Here is a 14833-nt window from a genome sequence, read left to right as displayed (position 1 = left end):
AAATGCGAACACGCCACTGGCATTTGCGCGATTTAGCCATCTTGCCTAAGTAGAGGTATCGTCCGCGGACGCACTCGCCGTCCGCGGCCCGCCACCTCAAGCCAATGGCCTCCTGATGACCGCAACCGACCTCATCCCCGTCTTTGACGGCCACAACGACACGCTGCTCAGGCTCTACCAGTCGAAGGAAGCGGATGTCGAAAAGCTGTTCATCGACGGCACGCCGGGCGGCCATATCGATCTGCCACGGGCGAAGAAGGGCGGCTTTGCCGGTGGCATGTTCGCGATCTTCCCGCCGCCGATCGAGAAGACCAAGCGCAGCGCCGTGCCGCCGGCGCCGAGCGACAACGAGCCGCTGCCGCCGGAGCTGCCGCGCGCCGAGGCGATCACCTCGACCATCGGCATGGCCTCGATCCTGTTTAGGCTGGAACGCGCCGGCGCACTGACCGTCTGCCGCAGCGCCGGCGACGTGCGCGAGGCGATGGCGAAGGGCTCGATCGCGGCGGTGTTCCACATCGAAGGCGTCGAGGCGATAGACCCCGAGCTTGCCATGCTCGATGTGCTGCACGCCGCCGGCCTGCGCTCGCTGGGCATCGTCTGGAGCCGGCCGAATGCCTTCGGCAACGGCGTGCCGTTCCGCTTCCCGTCATCGCCCGACACCGGGCCCGGCCTCACCGATGCCGGCAAGGCTCTGGTCAAGGCCTGCAATCAGCTCAGGATCATGATCGACCTCTCGCATCTCAATGAGAAGGGCTTTCGCGATGTCGCGGGCTTGAGCGATGCGCCGCTGGTCGCGACCCACTCCAACGTGCACGCGATCTGCGGCCATTCGCGCAACCTGACCGACTGGCAGCTCGGCGCGATCCGCGAGACCGGCGGCATGGTCGGCCTGAACTTCGCCACCGGCTTCCTGCGCGAGGACGGCAAGATGAATGCCGACACCGGCCTCGACATCATGGTCCGCCACATCGATTCGCTGCTGCAGGCGCTCGGCGAGGATGGCGTCGGGCTCGGCTCCGATTTCGACGGCGCGATGATCCCGGCCGTCATCGGCGATGTCGCCGGCCTGCCCAAGCTTATCGACGCGCTGGCCGCGCGCGGTTTTGGGCGAGCGCTGATCGAGAAGATCGCCTATCGCAACTGGTTGAGGGTGCTGGAAAAGACGATAGGGTGATGCGGGCCGACTTCACTACTTTGTAAACGCCGATGGTGCGCCATGCTTACCTATGTCTACTTCGGCACCAACGACTTGAAACGCGCCACGACGTTCTATGACGCGGCTTTGGCGCCGCTCGGCATGCAACGTTGCATCACCGGCGATCCGGACTGGGATCGCGCGTCGGCGGGTTGGGGCACGTACGAGGATGGCGGTTTGCGGGAGCTCGCGTTCTGGGTCGGAACGCCGTTCGACAAGCAGGCAGCGACAACAGGCAACGGCAGCATGGTCGCTTTCAGAGCGCGATCATGGAAGGAAGTGGATGATTTCCATGCTGCAGCCCTTGCCAATGGCGGGAGTTGCGAAGGTGCGCCCGGCCTGCGATTGCACTACAGCCCGGACTTCTACGCAGCTTACGTGCGCGATCCGGACGGCAACAAGCTCGCCGCTGTGAGCCGTGGTGCGCAAGCGTAGCGAAGGGTATAGCGCGCCCTATTCGAAGCCGATGCGCTTCAGCCAGTCCTTGCCGACGCTGCGGTCGCGGATGATCGGCAGCGGATTTTCCGAATCGAGCCGGGCGCAGATGCGGTAGACTTCGAGCGTCTCGGCATTCATCTCGCCGCGCTTGAAGAAGAACATCGCCGCCGCATAGCGGGTGCGGCCGGACCACGGTTCGCCGAGCGGCGTGTTGACCAGCTGCCACTGATCGGCGGCTTCCGCCTCCGCATCCAGATTCTCCGCTTCGCTTGCCATGTCAGAAATCCGCGGGCGGGCTGGCGGTGCGGCGGTCGAGCTTGATGAAGGGCCTTTGCACCACCTTCGCCTTCTTCATCAGCTTCTGGTACTGCAGCTCGCGCATGGCGTAGATCTCGACCCAGAGGTCGTCCACGATCGTGTCGCCATAAGGCCGTTGCAAAGACGCAATGGCGATGTTGCGCTTGGCCATCGGCGACCACATGGCGGCACTGACCAGCCCGACCTCCTGGCTTTTGCGATAGTAGACGATGGCATGCTCGGCCGGGATGTTGCCCTCGATCTCCAGCCCGACCAGCACGTGGCGCAGCTTCTTCTTCGTCCGCGCTTCGAGGATGGCGCGGCGGCCGTTGAAGTGCCCCTTCTCGGGATCGACCATGAAGCCGAGGCCGATCTCGTCCGGCATGCGCAGGCGGTCGGCGCGGATGGCATGCTCGGCGGTGGTGAAGTCGGCATTGGCGACGATCAGGCCGGCTTCGAGCCGGGCGCGGTTCAGCGCCGTGTAGCCGATGGCGCGGATGCCGCGCAACTCGCCCGCCGCCATCAGCCGATCCCACAGGCTCAGCGCCTTGTCGGCGGGCACGAACAGCTCGTAGCCGAGATCGCCGGTGAAGCCGGTGCGCGAGATCGTCACGGTGGCGCCGTCATGCGCGAATTCGGCGAGGTCGAAAACCTTCAGCCTTTCGACGCCGGCGAAGCCGGCGTCGCGGAGGATGGCGAAGGAGGTCGGGCCTTGCAGCGCAAGCCCGGCGACCGCTTCGGTCTCTTCTTCGATGCTCACTTCATAGCCGATCGCGCTGTCCAGCAGCCAGGGCAGATGCCGCTCCTGCGAGCAGAGGCGGAAGCGCGTCGGCGACAGCCGGAACAGGGTGCCGTCGTCGAGAACGAAGCCGTCATCGTCGCACCAGGCGGTGTAGTGGACGCGGCCGGGCTGCAGCCTGGTCACGTCGCGCAGCGTGACGCGGTCGAGATAGGCTTCGGCGTCCGGCCCCTCGATGCGGTACTTCGTCATCGGCGAGATGTCGAAGAGTGCCGCCTGGCTGCGGATGGCGAAATATTCGAGTTCCTCGTCCCACAATGAGTGCGGGGCGCGATAGCCGGCCCAGCTGTACCAGTCCTGCTTCAAGCCCAGCGCGTCGATGCGCGCCTGGAAGGGCGTGCCGAGCCGCAGCGTTCGGAAATGCGGTTGCGCCGCGAGGCGGGCTTCGAGGGCGGTGTCCACCTCGCTTGCGATGGGCTTCTTCCTGGTTGCTTGCGCCATGCTCATGCCCTCATCGCGATGATGCGGCGCGCGGCGTTGAGGCCGGGCGCGCCGGAGATGCCGCCGCCCGGGTGCGAGCCGGCGCCGGCGAGGAACAGTCCTTCGAGCGGGGTGTCGTAGCCCGACCAGCCGGAGACCGGCCGCGACATCAGCATCTGGTCGGCCTGCAATTCGCCATGGTGCCAGTGGCCGCCGGGCATGCGGTAGCGCGCCTCGATGTCGGCCGGCGTCAGAAGCTCGGCATGGCGTACTGTCGCGCCGATCCCGGGCGCGTAGGTCTCGAGCTGGGCCATGATCGCCTTGAGGAATTGCGGCCTGCCGGCGGCCCAGCCCGCTCTCAGCGCATAGGGCGCATATTGCACCACTGCCGAGAGCACGCAGGCGCCGGAGGGTGCCAGCGATACATCGGCCAGACTGGGCAGCGTGATCTCCATCACCGGCTCGGGCGAGAACTCGCCGTATTTCGACGGGTTGAAGGCGCGCTCGACATGGTCGGGCGAGGGTGCGATGACCAACCGGCCCTTGTGGCCGGCGGCATCGACGCCGGAAAATTGCGGTGGCCGGTCGAGCGCCAGATGCAGCTTCGCCGCGTCGCCCTTCATGCGGATGTTCTTCACCTTGCGCACGAAGCCCGTGTCGACCTCGCGCGGGCCGACGAGATCGAGGATGGTGGTGGCCGGATTGATGGCGGAAACGACGGACTTTGCCCGCAGCGTCTCGCCGCCTTGCGTGACGACGCCGACGGCGCGGCCATTCTCGACGATGACCTTGGCGACCGGCGATGCCGGGCGGATCGAGACGCCAGCCTGCTCGGCCGCCGCGCGGATGGCGGCGACGACGGCGCCCATGCCGCCTTTCGGCAGCATCTGCGCGCCGGCAAGGCCGCCGATCTCGCCGGCCAGCCGGTAATAGAGACCGAGCAGCGAGGTCGGCGAGCGCGGCCCGAGATGGGAGCCGAGCGTCGCGTCGAAAGCGAGCAGGCCCTTCAGCCTGTCGTCCGAAAGCTGCTCGTCGAGCAGGTCGTAGACATTCATCAGCAGAACGCGCAGGAAGTCGCGCATGTCCTCCTTGCCGAGCCGCTTCAGCGCCAGCGCGGTCTGGCCGAGGCCAGTCATCTCGGCGATCGACATGCCGGCAAGATCCGGCGGCCGGCGCGACAGGAAGGGCTTCAGCACGCCGGCATATCGCAGCAGTTGCGCGCGCAGTTCCTTCCAGGCGGATTGCTCGGTGGGGCTGGCGCCCGTCAGCACCTCGCCATAGGCGCCGTGCAGCACCAGCGAGCCGTCCTTCGACAGCGCCACCGAAGGCACGAAATCGGCGCGCTCGACCTTGAGGCCGTGGCGCTCCAGCTCCAGCGTCTTCACCACATCGGGATGCAGGCGGTTGAGCAGGTGGGCGACCGCGGAGACACGGAAGCCGGGCGCAAATTCCTCGGTGCGGGCGGCGCCGCCGAGATCGTTGCCGGCTTCGAGCAGCAGCACCTTGCGGCCCGATTTCGCCAGCGTGGCGGCGGCGACGAGGCCGTTGTGGCCGCCGCCGATGACGATGGCATCCCAATTCACTTCAGATGACGTCATGGGCCGGGCTCATATGTGAGGTTGGCTTGGCAAGATCGCGCAGGATCTCGGCGGCGGCGTTGCGTCCGGGCGCGCCCATGACGCCGCCGCCCGGATGGGTGGAGGAGCCGCACATGTAAAGCCCGCCCACCGGCGAGCGGTATTGCGCGTAGCCAGGCACCGGGCGGTTGAACAGCAATTGGTCGAAGGTCAGTTCGCCCTGGAAAATGTTGCCTTCGGTGAGGCCGACCTCGGCTTCGATTTCGCGCGGCGTGCGCACTTCCATATGAACGATGCGGTCGCGGAAGCCGGGCGAGTATGCGGCGATCTGCGAAATCACGCTTTCGGCGAAGCCGTCGCGGTCGGCATCGGTCCAGTCGCGGCCGTCAATCTTCGGCGGCGCGTATTGCACGAAGCAGCTCATGAAATGTTTTCCCGGCGGCGCCATGGTCGGGTCGAGCGTGGTCGGGATCATCATGTCGAGGAAGGGGTCGGCCGACCAGCGACCGGCCTTCCAGTCGTCATAGGCGCGCTCCATGCGCTCGATGGAATCGGTGAAGTGCATGTCGGCGCGATAGACCGGCGAATCCTTGGGCAGGGCCGGGAATTCGGGCAGCGAATCCAGCGCGATGTTGACCTTGCCGGAGGAGCCGCGGATCTTGAAGTTCCTGACCCGGCGCAGAAAGATGTCGGGCAGTTCCTTTTCCTCGACCAGTTTCAGGAAGGTGCGCTTGACGTCGGCGTTGGAGATGACGAGCTTGCCGTAGATCTCCTCGCCGCCGGCGAGCACGACGCCCTTGGCCTTGCCGTTCCTGACCAGCACATGATCGACCTCGGCGCCGGTGCGGATGGTGCCGCCGGAGGCCCTGAAGGACGCGGCCAGCGCCCTGGTGACGGCGCCCATGCCGCCGCGCGCATAGCCCCAGGCGCCGACCGAGCCGTCGACCTCGCCCATATAGTGATGCAGCAGCACGTAGGCCGTGCCCGGCGACATCGGCCCGAGCGCGGTGCCGATGATGCCGGACAGCGCGAAGTTAGCCTTGATGACGTCGGTCTCGAAATACTCGTCGAGGAAGTCCGAGATCGACATCGTCCAGAAGCGCAAGGTCAGCGCCATCTCTTCGGCCGTTAGGCCGGCGAACTTTTTCCCCAGATAGAGCAATTCGCCGAGGTCGCGCGGCTTGAAACTGGTCGGGTCGGGCGCGGTGCGCATCAAGAGCGGCTGGATGAAGCGGCATTGCCGCGTCACGTCGCGCGAATAGCGGTCATAGGCCTCGGCGTCGCGCCTGGAGAAGCGGGCGAACTCGCGGCGATGGGCGTCGTGGTCGCGGTAGTTGGCAAGGTAGTCGCCGTCGCGGGTGAACACCGCGCCGCCTTCATAGGAGATCACCTGCAGGCCGAAGCGCGGCAGCTCCAGGTCGCGCATGATCTCGGGCCGAAACAGCGAACAGACGTAGGAACAGTTCGAATAGAGGAAGCCCGGCGTCAGCTCGCGGCTGGTGGCCGCGCCCCCGACCCAGTCGTTCTTCTCGACGACCAGCACGTCGAGTCCGGCGCGCTGCAGGTAACAGGCATTGACCAGGCCGTTGTGGCCGCCGCCGATGACGATCGCATCCCACGCCTTCATGTGCGCTCAACCTCCATCCGGCTGCCCTTCTTTTGTGTGGTCTGTTCCCCGATGCGTCGAATTTGGCACGGATCACGGATTTCTGTCCAGCCATTTTGAATGAATGTTCAACAAATGGTGTTGCGTTTTCCTGTTTATGCGCTAGGCTTTGCAGGCAATTGGAACTGGCCACTTTCGAAATCTTGGGTTGAGATCCGATGATCGAAACGGCGGACGCCGAGCCGGAGTACGACGACACCGCCATCCGCTTCCTGGAAGCGCTCTGGGGCGAGGGCTATCTGTCGCCGGGCGGACCCGAAGAGGTCGACCGGGTGGTCGAAGGCCTGTCGCTGGAGGGCAAGACGGTCCTCGACATCGGCTGCGGCGCCGGCGGGATCACGCTGCATCTGGTCAAGCGTCACGGCGCGGCACATGCGACCGGCTTCGATGTCGAAGGGCCCGTCATCGAGGCCGCGAGGCAACGGGCGGCCGCGAGAGCTGTCGGCGAGCGCGTCAGCTTCGTCCAGGCGCCGCCCGGTCCGCTTCCCTTCGCTGACGCATCCTTCGATGTCGTCTTCTCCAAGGATGCGCTGCTGCACGTGCCCGACAAGGAAGCGCTGTTCGCCGAGATCTTTCGCGTGCTGAAGCCGGGTGGCGTCTTCGCCGCGTCGAACTGGATGATTGCGCACGACGGCGAGCCATCGCCGGACATGAAGGCCTATGTCGCGGCCGAAGGCCTGTCCTTCACCATGGCCTCGCCGGCGCGCTATGCGAAGGCGATGCGCCGGGCGGGCTTTGCCGACATCGCCGTGCGCGACCGCAATCCCTGGTATCGCGAAGTGGCGCGCGAAGAGCTGGCGCGGCTCAAGGGGCCGCTTTATTGGCCCGTCGCCGCCGTGGTGGGTGCCGCCTATGTCGACAAGAACATCCATACCTGGGAGGCGATGCAGAAGGTGCTTGACAGTGGTGAGCACCGTCCCACTCATCTGCGCGGTTGGAAGCCGGTTGGATAGCCGGCGATGCTGGAGACCGTGACGCTCATGAAGACTGCAGAGGCCAGGGATGTTGTCCCCGAACCGTCACCAAAGGGCGACGCCGAAAAGCGCGGCCGCAAGGCCTCGAAGGAGGTCAGGCAGCTGCAACTGATCGAGGCGACGATCGATTCGCTCGCCAAGCGCGGCTACGCGGAGACGACGATGGCCGATGTCGCCGACGGCGCCGGCCTGTCGCGCGGCATCGTCAACTTCCATTTCGAGAGCAAGGAAAAGCTGCTGATCGCCACGCTGCAGCACATGTATGACGAGTATTCGGCACATTGGCGCGCGGCCCTGCAGAAGGCTGGCGATGATCCTGCAAGGCAGCTGCAACTGCTGGCGTGGGCCGACTTCGACCGCTCGATCTGCAACAAGCGAAAGCTCGCGGCATGGCTGGCCTTCTGGGGCGAGGCCAAGTCGCGGCCGACCTACCAGGCGCTCAGCAGTTCGCGCGACAATTACTACCAGCAGGTCTTCATCGATCTCTGTGCGACGCTCAAGGAGAGCGGTGGCTACTCTTATGACCCCCAGGTCATAGCGCTGGCGCTCAGCGCCATGCTCGAGGGACTGTGGCTGCGGCTGATGATGGGGACAGAGGACACCACTCGCGAGACCGCGCTGCAGGCGGCCAACGCGTTCCTGGCGGCGGCCTTTCCCAGACACTACCAGTGAGAAGAAGGCCGGCCGACCGAGCCGGCGGAAACGACAAGGAGGATGGAACAGCAATGAGAACCCTGAGCCGACGCCTGACGCTGACCCTGGCACTGACCGGTGTGCTCGCCGCTTCCGCGGCGGCGCTGGCGGTTGCCGCCGACAAGGACCTGATCGTCTTCGACTGGTCGGGTTACGAGGACCCGAGCTTCCATCCGAAATATGTCGAGAAGAACGGCGATTCGCCGACCTTCGCCTTCTTCGGCGACGAGGACGAGGCCTTCGAAAAGGTGCGCTCCGGCTTCAAGTCCGATCTTGGCCACCCCTGTTCCCAAAGCGTGGTGAAGTGGCGCGAGGCCGGCCTGCTGCAGCCGCTCGATACGTCGAAGATCACGGGCTGGAAGGACCTCAATCCCGGCATCATGGCGATGAAGGATCTCGCCACCACCGCCGACGGCAAGGCCTGGTTCATGCCGTGGGACTGGGGCAACACCCAGCTCACCTACAATTCCGACAAGGTCGACGAGAAGGACGTGCAGTCGCTGAAGGCCTTCGCCGATCCGAAGTTCAAGGGCAAGGTCTCGATCGGCGACAATGTCGACGACGCCTATGCGCTGGCGAGCCTTGCCATCGGGCTCAAGGACTGGACCCAGATGACGGACGACCAGTTCAAGCAGGCGTCCGACTTCCTGCGCCAGGTGCACAAGAATATCCGCTCCTACTGGACCGACACCACCGACATCGTGCAGCTCTTGAGTGGCGGCGAGGTCGATCTCGCCTGGGCATGGAACGATGCGACGGTGCAGTCGGTCGCGGCCGGCGCGCCGATCAAATCCAAGAAGGATACCGCGGAAGGCATCTCGACCTGGGTGTGCGGCTATGTCCTGTTCAAGGATGCGCCGGACAATGTCGACAAGGCCTATGACTATCTCAATGCGATCAACGATCCGGACGTCGCCAAGGTGCTGGTCAAGGACTGGGGCTACGGTCAGGCCAACGCCAAGGGCATGGCCGGCGTCGACCAGGCCGTCCTGAAGGAAAAGGGCTACGACGACGTGCAGAAATTCGTCGACAAGACGCTGTTCCAGTCGCCGGTGCCTTCCGCGCTCAAGCTCAAGATGATCGCCGAGTTCGAGAAGATCAAAGCCGGTTATTGAGCATTGTCTTGGCGTCTCGCTGTTTCGTTGGAAACGGAAACAGGGCCTTAGGCTTCCGAGCTCGTCCGATCGCGCTCCCGAGCGCTGGCGCCGCCCCTCACCTGCCTGCCGGCATCCTCTCCCCGTATAGTGACGGGGAGAGGGGCGCTGTTTCTCCCCGTCACTATACGGGGAGAAGTGCCCGGCAGGGCGATGAGGGGCTGCGCAGACTTCGACAATTTCGTGATCTCAGCCATAGATTGAAGCGGAGCGAGCGGCCTCGCCAAGGGCCCGCAATTCTCCTAACCTCGCGGAAACGTATTCGCGATGGGGGAGTTTCGCGTCATGAATTCCATGCTTCGCCGCCTTGCTCTCGCCGCCGCCTGCACGGTCGGCGCCGGCGTGGCCTGCGCGCTTGCGGAGGGCGGCAGCGATCTCGTCGTCTTCGACTGGTCGGGCTATGAGGACCCGCTGCTGCACTCCGGCTACGCGGCGAAATACGGCGCCGAACCGACCTTCTCATTCTTCGGCGACGAGGATGAGGCGTTCGAGAAGATGCGCGCCGGCTTCAAGGCCGATATCGCACATCCCTGCTCGCAAAGCGTGGTCAAATGGCGCGAGGCAGGCCTGCTGCAGCCGCTCGACACCACCCGCATCGCCGGCTGGAACGACCTCAACCCCGGCATCATGGCGATGAAGGATCTCGCCACCACAGCCGACGGCAAGGCCTGGTTCATGCCCTTCGACTGGGGCAACACCTCGCTGCTCTACCGCACCGACAAGGTGACGGCGCAAGAAGCGCAATCCCTCAGGATCTTCGCCGATCCGAAGTTCAAGGGCCGCGTCACCATCGGCGACAATGTCGACGACGCCTATGCGCTGGCTAGCCTGGTGATCGGATTGAAGGACTGGACCAAGATGACGGATGCCGAGTTCAAGGAGGCGTCCGACTTCCTGCGCCAGGTGCACAAGAATGTGCGCTTCTACTGGACCGACGACACCGACCTCAACCAGGCTTTCAACGGCAACGAGGTGGATCTCGTCTGGGGCTGGAACGAGACCTATGTGACGCTCAAGGGCCAGGGCATGCCGATCGAAATGAACCGCGACACCAAGGAAGGCCTGTCGACCTGGGTGTGCGGCTACGTGCTGATGAAGGACGCGCCGGGCAAGCTCGACCAGGCCTATGATTTCCTCAGCGCCGTCAACGCGCCCGGCGTATCGGACTATCTGGTCAAGACCTTCGGCTACGGTCACGGCAACGCCGCCGGCATGGCGGCGCTCGACCACAAGATCCTGGCCGAGCGCGGTTTCGACAATCTGGACAAGTTCCTCGACAAGACGCTGTTCCAGCAGCCGGTGGCGCCGGAGCTGAAGCAGCGGATGGTGGCCGAGTTCGAGAAGATCAAGGCCGGCTATTGACGACAGCAGTCGAAAGAACCGAGGTCGTCCTCGTCGGCGGCGGCTTCACCGGCCTGACGGCGGCGCTCGAGCTGAAGCGCGCCGGCATCGATTTCCTGCTTCTCGAAGCGCGTGACCGGGTCGGCGGGCGGGTCGAGGCCATCCTGAACGGGCTCGGCGAACGGATCGACAGTGGCGGCCAGTTCCTGTGCGAGGACATGCCGGAGCTGATGGCGCTGGCCAGGGCGCGCGGCAAGACATTCGTCGAGACCTATGTCGATGGCGATTTCATCACCCATCCACCGATGTCGGCCGCGCAGGCGGAGCGGACCTATGTCGCGGCGATGGCGATCCGCGACCGGCTGAACGGGATCGAGCCGGACGATCCGGCGATTGCCGGGCTGACCGTCGCCGGCTGGCTCGGGCGCCAGAAGGACAGCGCCGACGCGAAGGCGGCCTTCCGTTCGATGATCGAGGGTCTCTGGTGCCTGGCGCTGGAGAAGGTGCCGCTCTGGTATTTGATCGACAATGATCGCCGCATCACCAACGAGGTGCCGGAGCTGCAATATTTTCTGCGCGAGACCATGCAGTCGCTGGCCGAGGATCTGGCCGGCGATCTCGGCGACCGGTTGCGATTGAACGAACCGGTGACGCGGGTCGAGCACGGACCGCAAGGCGTTCGCGTCACCACCGGCGGTACGATCGAGGCGCGCCAAGCGTTGGTTGCGGTGCCGCCAGCCACGGCCGCGAAGATCGATTTCGCGCCCGCCCTGCCGACGAAGCTGGCGAAAGCGCTTGGCGTCTGGGAAAGCGGCGCCGTGGTCAAGATCCTGGTCCGTTACCGCAAGCCGTTCTGGCGCGATCGGGACTTGAGCGGCATGGTGATGTGGCGCGACATGCCGGGCCTGTTTGCCTGCGACGCCAGCAAGGATGCAGGGCATGCGGCGCTGGTCGTCTTCATCGGCGGACCCCTGGCGCTGCGCTGCCGCAAGCTGGGCGCCGCGGCGCTGCGCGCCGAAGTCACCGCCAAGCTCGTGGATGCGCTCGGTCCTGAGGCGGCCGATATCCTCGACTTCAACCAGCGCGACTGGACGGATGACCGCTGGAGCGGCGGTGGTTATAGCGACCTCATTGTCGATGTGACGGCGCGGGATGCCGAGCGCACGATCCTCGCCGGCGCGCCGCCGGTGCATTTCGCCTCCTCGGAGGTGTCGCCGTCGTTCCCCGCCTATGTCGAAGGCGCGATCGTGGCCGGGCGCATCGCCGCCGGAAAAATCCTGGCTGGCCTTCAGTCCGCCATCGCCACCAGGGCCTCGGGATCGTAGGCGAGGCGGATCGGCGCGCCGACCGGGATGTCGTCGGCGCCGAAATCGTTGGTCTCGGTCACCGAGAGCGGCTTTTCCAGTCCGGGGATCTCGACGATCAGGTGGGTGATCTCGCCGAAATAGTGGCGCTCGACCACCTTGCCGGCAACTTCGAACTTCGCCGTCGCATTGTCCCACAGCACGCGCAGCCGTTCCGGCCGGATGCCGAGCGTCGCCTGGCCGCCGTTGCGGACGAAGGCCTTCGGCTTGTCTGTCTTCACACGCCCAAAGCCCAGCGTGTCGAGCACCAGCGAGGCGCCGTTCTCCTCGACGATTTCGGCCTTGACGAAGTTCATGCCGCCGAGGAAGTCGGCAACCTGGCGGTTGACCGGCCGCTGGTAGATTTCCTTCGGCGAGGCGACCTGCGCGATCTTGCCGCCGAACATCACGGCGATGCGATCCGACATGGCCAGCGCCTCATACTGGTCATGGGTGACCAGCACGAAGGTGATGCCGACCGCCTGCTGCAGGCGGCGCAGCTCGACCTGCATCTGCTCGCGCAGTTTCTTGTCCAGCGCCGAGAGCGGCTCGTCGAGCAAGAGCACCTTGGGACGCATGACCAGCGCGCGGGCAAGCGCCACGCGCTGGCGCTGGCCGCCGGAAAGTTCGGTAGCGCCGCGCTTGCCGAGGCCGGTCAGCGACACCTGCGCCAGCGCCTCCTCGACGCGGCGTCGTTCCTCGTCGCCTTGCAGCTTCAGCCGCTTCAGCCCGTAGGCGACGTTCTGCTCGACGTTGAGATGCGGGAAGATCGCATAGCTCTGGAACACCATGTTGGTGGGCCGCCGATTGGCGGGGATGCCATCCATCGGCTGGCCGCCGACGGCGATCGAGCCGCTGGTCGGATTGTCGAAGCCGGCGATCATGCGCAAGAGCGTGGTCTTGCCGCAGCCCGAGGGACCAAGCAGCGAGAAGAACTCGCCTTCCTTGATGGTCAGCGAGGCATCGTCCAGCGCCTTGAAGGCGCCGTAGCTGCGCGTGACGTCGCGGATCTCGATCATGGCCCGCTCGGACTGGGGTCGCTCGGACTGGTGGGGCCGTTCGGCCAGGGACAATTCAGGCATAGAGGCCTCCCTCGTTCCGGGTGCGGCTGGCCGCGCGGCGGCGCAGGATCTCGGCAATGGTCATCAGCAGGAACGAGGCGAAGAGCAGCAGCGTGCCCAGCGCCAGCACACCCGGCAGCTTGGCCGCGAAACGCAGTTGACCCCAGATGTAGATGGGCAGCGTCGCCTCGGTGCCGGTCAGGAAGAAGGCGATGATGAACTCGTCGAGCGAGATGGTGAAGCAGACGAGCAGGCTGGAGATGATCGCCGGCATCACCATCGGCAGCGTCACCCGCCGGAAGGTGCCGAAGGCGCTCTCGCCGAGATCGGCGGAGGCTTCCTCCAGGCTGCGGTCGAAGCCCTCGAAGCCGGAGGTCAGCACCGTCATCGAATAGGGTATGCAGACCAGCACATGGCCGAGCACGACGGTGAACAGCGACAGGCTGAGGCCGAGCTGCAGCATCACCAGCAGCATCGAGATGGCGACGATGACCTCAGGCAGCACCAGCGGCGCCATGATCAGGCCGTTGATGGCGCGCCGGCCGGGATAGCGGTAGCGGGTGATCGAGCGGGCAGCGAGGATGCCAAGCACGGTCGACAGCACCGAGGCCGAGATGCCGACGATCAGGCTGTTCCACGTGGCGTCGATCAGCGCCGGCGTGCGCGGCAGGTCCTCGTACCATTTGAGCGTAACGCCCGAGAGCGGGAATTTCGGCGTCGCTGCCGTGTTGATCGAGAAGATCGGCAGGAAGATCACCGGCAGATAGAGGAAGGCGACATAGAGGAAGGCATAGGCCGAGAGCCAGCCGCCGGGGAGCAAGCGTTTGATCGCCATCATCGAGCCAGCCTCTGCGCGGCGCGGATGATCAGCACCGTGGCGCCCGCCATCAGCGTCACGATCACCATGGTGGTGACCGAGAGCGCGGCGCCCAGCGGCCAGTTCGACGCCTTGCCGAACTGCGCCTGGATGGCGTTGGCGATCATGACGCCGTCCTTGCCGCCGACCAGCTTCGGCGTGACATAGTCGCCGACCGTCGGGATCATGACGATGAGCATCGCCGAGACGACGCCCGGCGTCGACAGCGGCAGCGTCACGCGCAGGAACGAGCGCAGCGGGCCGTCGCCGAGATCCGTCGCAGCCTCGACCAGCGTGCGGTCGACTTTCTCCAGCGAAACGAAGATCGGCAGGATGGCGAAGGTCGCCCAGGCATGGGTCAGCGTGATGATGACGGCGCTGGAATTGTAGAGCAGCGCCGTCGACGGCTCATCGATGATGCCGAGACCCATCAGGCCGGAATTCAAGACGCCGTTGTAGCCGAGGATCACCTTCCACGACATGACCCGCAGCAGGTAGCTGGTCCAGAACGGGATGGTGATGAGGAACAGCCACAGGCTCTTGTGACGGCCGCCGTGGAAGGAAATGAAATAGGCGATCGGGTAGGCGAGGATCACGGTGAGCACGCTGACCGTCAGCGAAATGTAGAGCGAGCGCCACAACAGATCGCGATAGATCGGCTCGGTGAGCGCGATGCGGTAATTCTCCAGCGTGAAGGTGTGGTCGATGGTGAGGTAGTTCTGCGTCCAGAAGGAGTGGGCAAAGACCACCAGGATCGGCAGCACCAGCAGGATGAGGGCATAGAGGAAGGTGGGACTGATCAGGGCAAAGCCCTGGACGGGTTCCGACTGCAGAAGGGCATTTCGCCTGACCTGCGTCATGCGCAGCGGGGGCGACCCTTCGGCAGCCGCCGTCATTGCAGCGCTCCGGGCGTGATTTCGCTTGCTGGCACGAACAATTCCGCCATGTGGCTCCCATCTCTCAGGGCCGGCGGCTTGTTCCCATTTGTGCTTGTGGCGCGACCCAATGCAAACCGGTGA

General features: G+C 65.2%; 14 protein-coding genes. 7 read left to right on the top strand and 7 right to left on the bottom strand.

Going from position 1 to position 14833, the window contains the following annotated elements:
• The first annotated feature begins 115 nt into the window (after positions 1–115).
• Together PU724_RS15940 and PU724_RS15935 are read left to right on the top strand one after the other, a co-directional pair.
• A complete protein-coding gene (locus tag PU724_RS15940; RefSeq protein WP_127285285.1) occupies positions 116–1174 on the top strand; it encodes a dipeptidase in 1059 nt (352 codons plus the stop codon).
• A 42-nt stretch (positions 1175–1216) separates the two neighbouring features.
• A complete protein-coding gene (locus PU724_RS15935; protein ID WP_127309890.1) occupies positions 1217–1630 on the top strand; it encodes a VOC family protein in 414 nt (137 codons plus the stop codon).
• 18 nt (positions 1631–1648) lie between these two features.
• Here the strand turns inward: PU724_RS15935 and PU724_RS15930 are convergent, their stop codons facing one another.
• The 4 genes from PU724_RS15930 to PU724_RS15915 are packed head-to-tail and all read right to left on the bottom strand — an operon-like array spanning position 1649 to position 6353.
• Positions 1649–1909: a hypothetical protein gene (locus PU724_RS15930; protein WP_127309891.1), complete on the bottom strand. Its 261-nt coding sequence runs from the start codon at positions 1907–1909 to the stop codon at positions 1649–1651.
• A 1-nt stretch (position 1910) separates the two neighbouring features.
• Positions 1911–3170: an aminomethyl transferase family protein gene (locus tag PU724_RS15925; protein WP_127309896.1), complete on the bottom strand. Its 1260-nt coding sequence runs from the start codon at positions 3168–3170 to the stop codon at positions 1911–1913.
• Between the two features lie 2 nt (positions 3171–3172).
• Positions 3173–4747, bottom strand: coding sequence for a phytoene desaturase family protein (locus PU724_RS15920; protein WP_127309892.1), 1575 nt, complete (start codon positions 4745–4747; stop codon positions 3173–3175).
• Positions 4734–6353 carry a phytoene desaturase family protein gene (locus PU724_RS15915; protein WP_354420075.1) on the bottom strand — a complete coding sequence of 540 codons (1620 nt, stop codon included), beginning with the start codon at positions 6351–6353 and terminating at the stop codon, positions 4734–4736. The genes PU724_RS15920 and PU724_RS15915 overlap by 14 nt, the downstream gene beginning before the upstream one ends.
• Positions 6354–6550: 197 nt before the next feature.
• On the opposite strand from PU724_RS15915, the gene PU724_RS15910 reads away from it, so the two are divergent.
• From PU724_RS15910 to PU724_RS15890, 5 genes are all read left to right on the top strand, one after another.
• Positions 6551–7345, top strand: coding sequence for a methyltransferase domain-containing protein (locus PU724_RS15910; protein ID WP_320320188.1), 795 nt, complete (start codon positions 6551–6553; stop codon positions 7343–7345).
• Between the two features lie 6 nt (positions 7346–7351).
• On the top strand, positions 7352–8038 hold the full coding sequence (betI, locus tag PU724_RS15905) for a transcriptional regulator BetI (protein WP_426213330.1): 687 nt from the start codon (positions 7352–7354) through the stop codon (positions 8036–8038).
• A gap of 53 nt (positions 8039–8091) precedes the next feature.
• Positions 8092–9174: an ABC transporter substrate-binding protein gene (locus tag PU724_RS15900; RefSeq protein ID WP_354420073.1), complete on the top strand. Its 1083-nt coding sequence runs from the start codon at positions 8092–8094 to the stop codon at positions 9172–9174.
• 324 nt (positions 9175–9498) lie between these two features.
• Positions 9499–10575, top strand: coding sequence for an extracellular solute-binding protein (locus PU724_RS15895; RefSeq protein WP_354420072.1), 1077 nt, complete (start codon positions 9499–9501; stop codon positions 10573–10575).
• Positions 10572–11879, top strand: a complete 1308-nt coding sequence (locus PU724_RS15890) for a flavin monoamine oxidase family protein (protein ID WP_354420071.1) — start codon at positions 10572–10574, stop codon at positions 11877–11879. Before PU724_RS15895 ends, PU724_RS15890 begins: the two co-directional genes overlap by 4 nt.
• Here the strand turns inward: PU724_RS15890 and PU724_RS15885 are convergent.
• From PU724_RS15885 to PU724_RS15875, 3 genes are read right to left on the bottom strand one after another with little or no spacing between them, the layout of a single operon-like run.
• Positions 11843–12916: an ABC transporter ATP-binding protein gene (locus tag PU724_RS15885; RefSeq protein WP_354420163.1), complete on the bottom strand. Its 1074-nt coding sequence runs from the start codon at positions 12914–12916 to the stop codon at positions 11843–11845. The genes PU724_RS15890 and PU724_RS15885 overlap by 37 nt on opposite strands.
• A 55-nt stretch (positions 12917–12971) precedes the next feature.
• Positions 12972–13793 (bottom strand): ABC transporter permease, encoded by an 822-nt coding sequence (locus PU724_RS15880; RefSeq protein ID WP_426213329.1) that lies wholly within the window; start codon positions 13791–13793, stop codon positions 12972–12974.
• Positions 13793–14710, bottom strand: coding sequence for an ABC transporter permease (locus PU724_RS15875; protein ID WP_292168387.1), 918 nt, complete (start codon positions 14708–14710; stop codon positions 13793–13795). Before PU724_RS15875 ends, PU724_RS15880 begins: the two co-directional genes overlap by 1 nt.
• Positions 14711–14833: the final 123 nt, after the last annotated feature.

It is taken from the genome of Mesorhizobium abyssinicae, assembly GCF_049887195.1.
GTDB lineage: Bacteria > Pseudomonadota > Alphaproteobacteria > Rhizobiales > Rhizobiaceae > Mesorhizobium > Mesorhizobium abyssinicae.
The sequence above is the reverse complement of the archived record's forward strand: the minus strand, read 5'-3'. Positions and strand labels throughout refer to the sequence as shown.

Bases quoted from the DNA above. Each gene is read 5' to 3' on its own strand.
- PU724_RS15940 (WP_127285285.1), top strand. From the start codon at position 116: ATGACCGCAACCGACCTCATCCCCGTCTTTGACGGCCACAACGACACG.
- PU724_RS15935 (WP_127309890.1), top strand. From the start codon at position 1,217: ATGCTTACCTATGTCTACTTCGGCACCAACGACTTGAAACGCGCCACG.
- PU724_RS15930 (WP_127309891.1), bottom strand. From the start codon at position 1,909: ATGGCAAGCGAAGCGGAGAATCTGGATGCGGAGGCGGAAGCCGCCGAT.
- PU724_RS15925 (WP_127309896.1), bottom strand. From the start codon at position 3,170: ATGGCGCAAGCAACCAGGAAGAAGCCCATCGCAAGCGAGGTGGACACC.
- PU724_RS15920 (WP_127309892.1), bottom strand. From the start codon at position 4,747: ATGACGTCATCTGAAGTGAATTGGGATGCCATCGTCATCGGCGGCGGC.
- PU724_RS15915 (WP_354420075.1), bottom strand. From the start codon at position 6,353: ATGAAGGCGTGGGATGCGATCGTCATCGGCGGCGGCCACAACGGCCTG.
- PU724_RS15910 (WP_320320188.1), top strand. From the start codon at position 6,551: ATGATCGAAACGGCGGACGCCGAGCCGGAGTACGACGACACCGCCATC.
- betI (WP_426213330.1), top strand. From the start codon at position 7,352: ATGCTGGAGACCGTGACGCTCATGAAGACTGCAGAGGCCAGGGATGTT.
- PU724_RS15900 (WP_354420073.1), top strand. From the start codon at position 8,092: ATGAGAACCCTGAGCCGACGCCTGACGCTGACCCTGGCACTGACCGGT.
- PU724_RS15895 (WP_354420072.1), top strand. From the start codon at position 9,499: ATGAATTCCATGCTTCGCCGCCTTGCTCTCGCCGCCGCCTGCACGGTC.
- PU724_RS15885 (WP_354420163.1), bottom strand. From the start codon at position 12,916: ATGATCGAGATCCGCGACGTCACGCGCAGCTACGGCGCCTTCAAGGCG.
- PU724_RS15880 (WP_426213329.1), bottom strand. From the start codon at position 13,793: ATGGCGATCAAACGCTTGCTCCCCGGCGGCTGGCTCTCGGCCTATGCC.
- PU724_RS15875 (WP_292168387.1), bottom strand. From the start codon at position 14,710: ATGACGGCGGCTGCCGAAGGGTCGCCCCCGCTGCGCATGACGCAGGTC.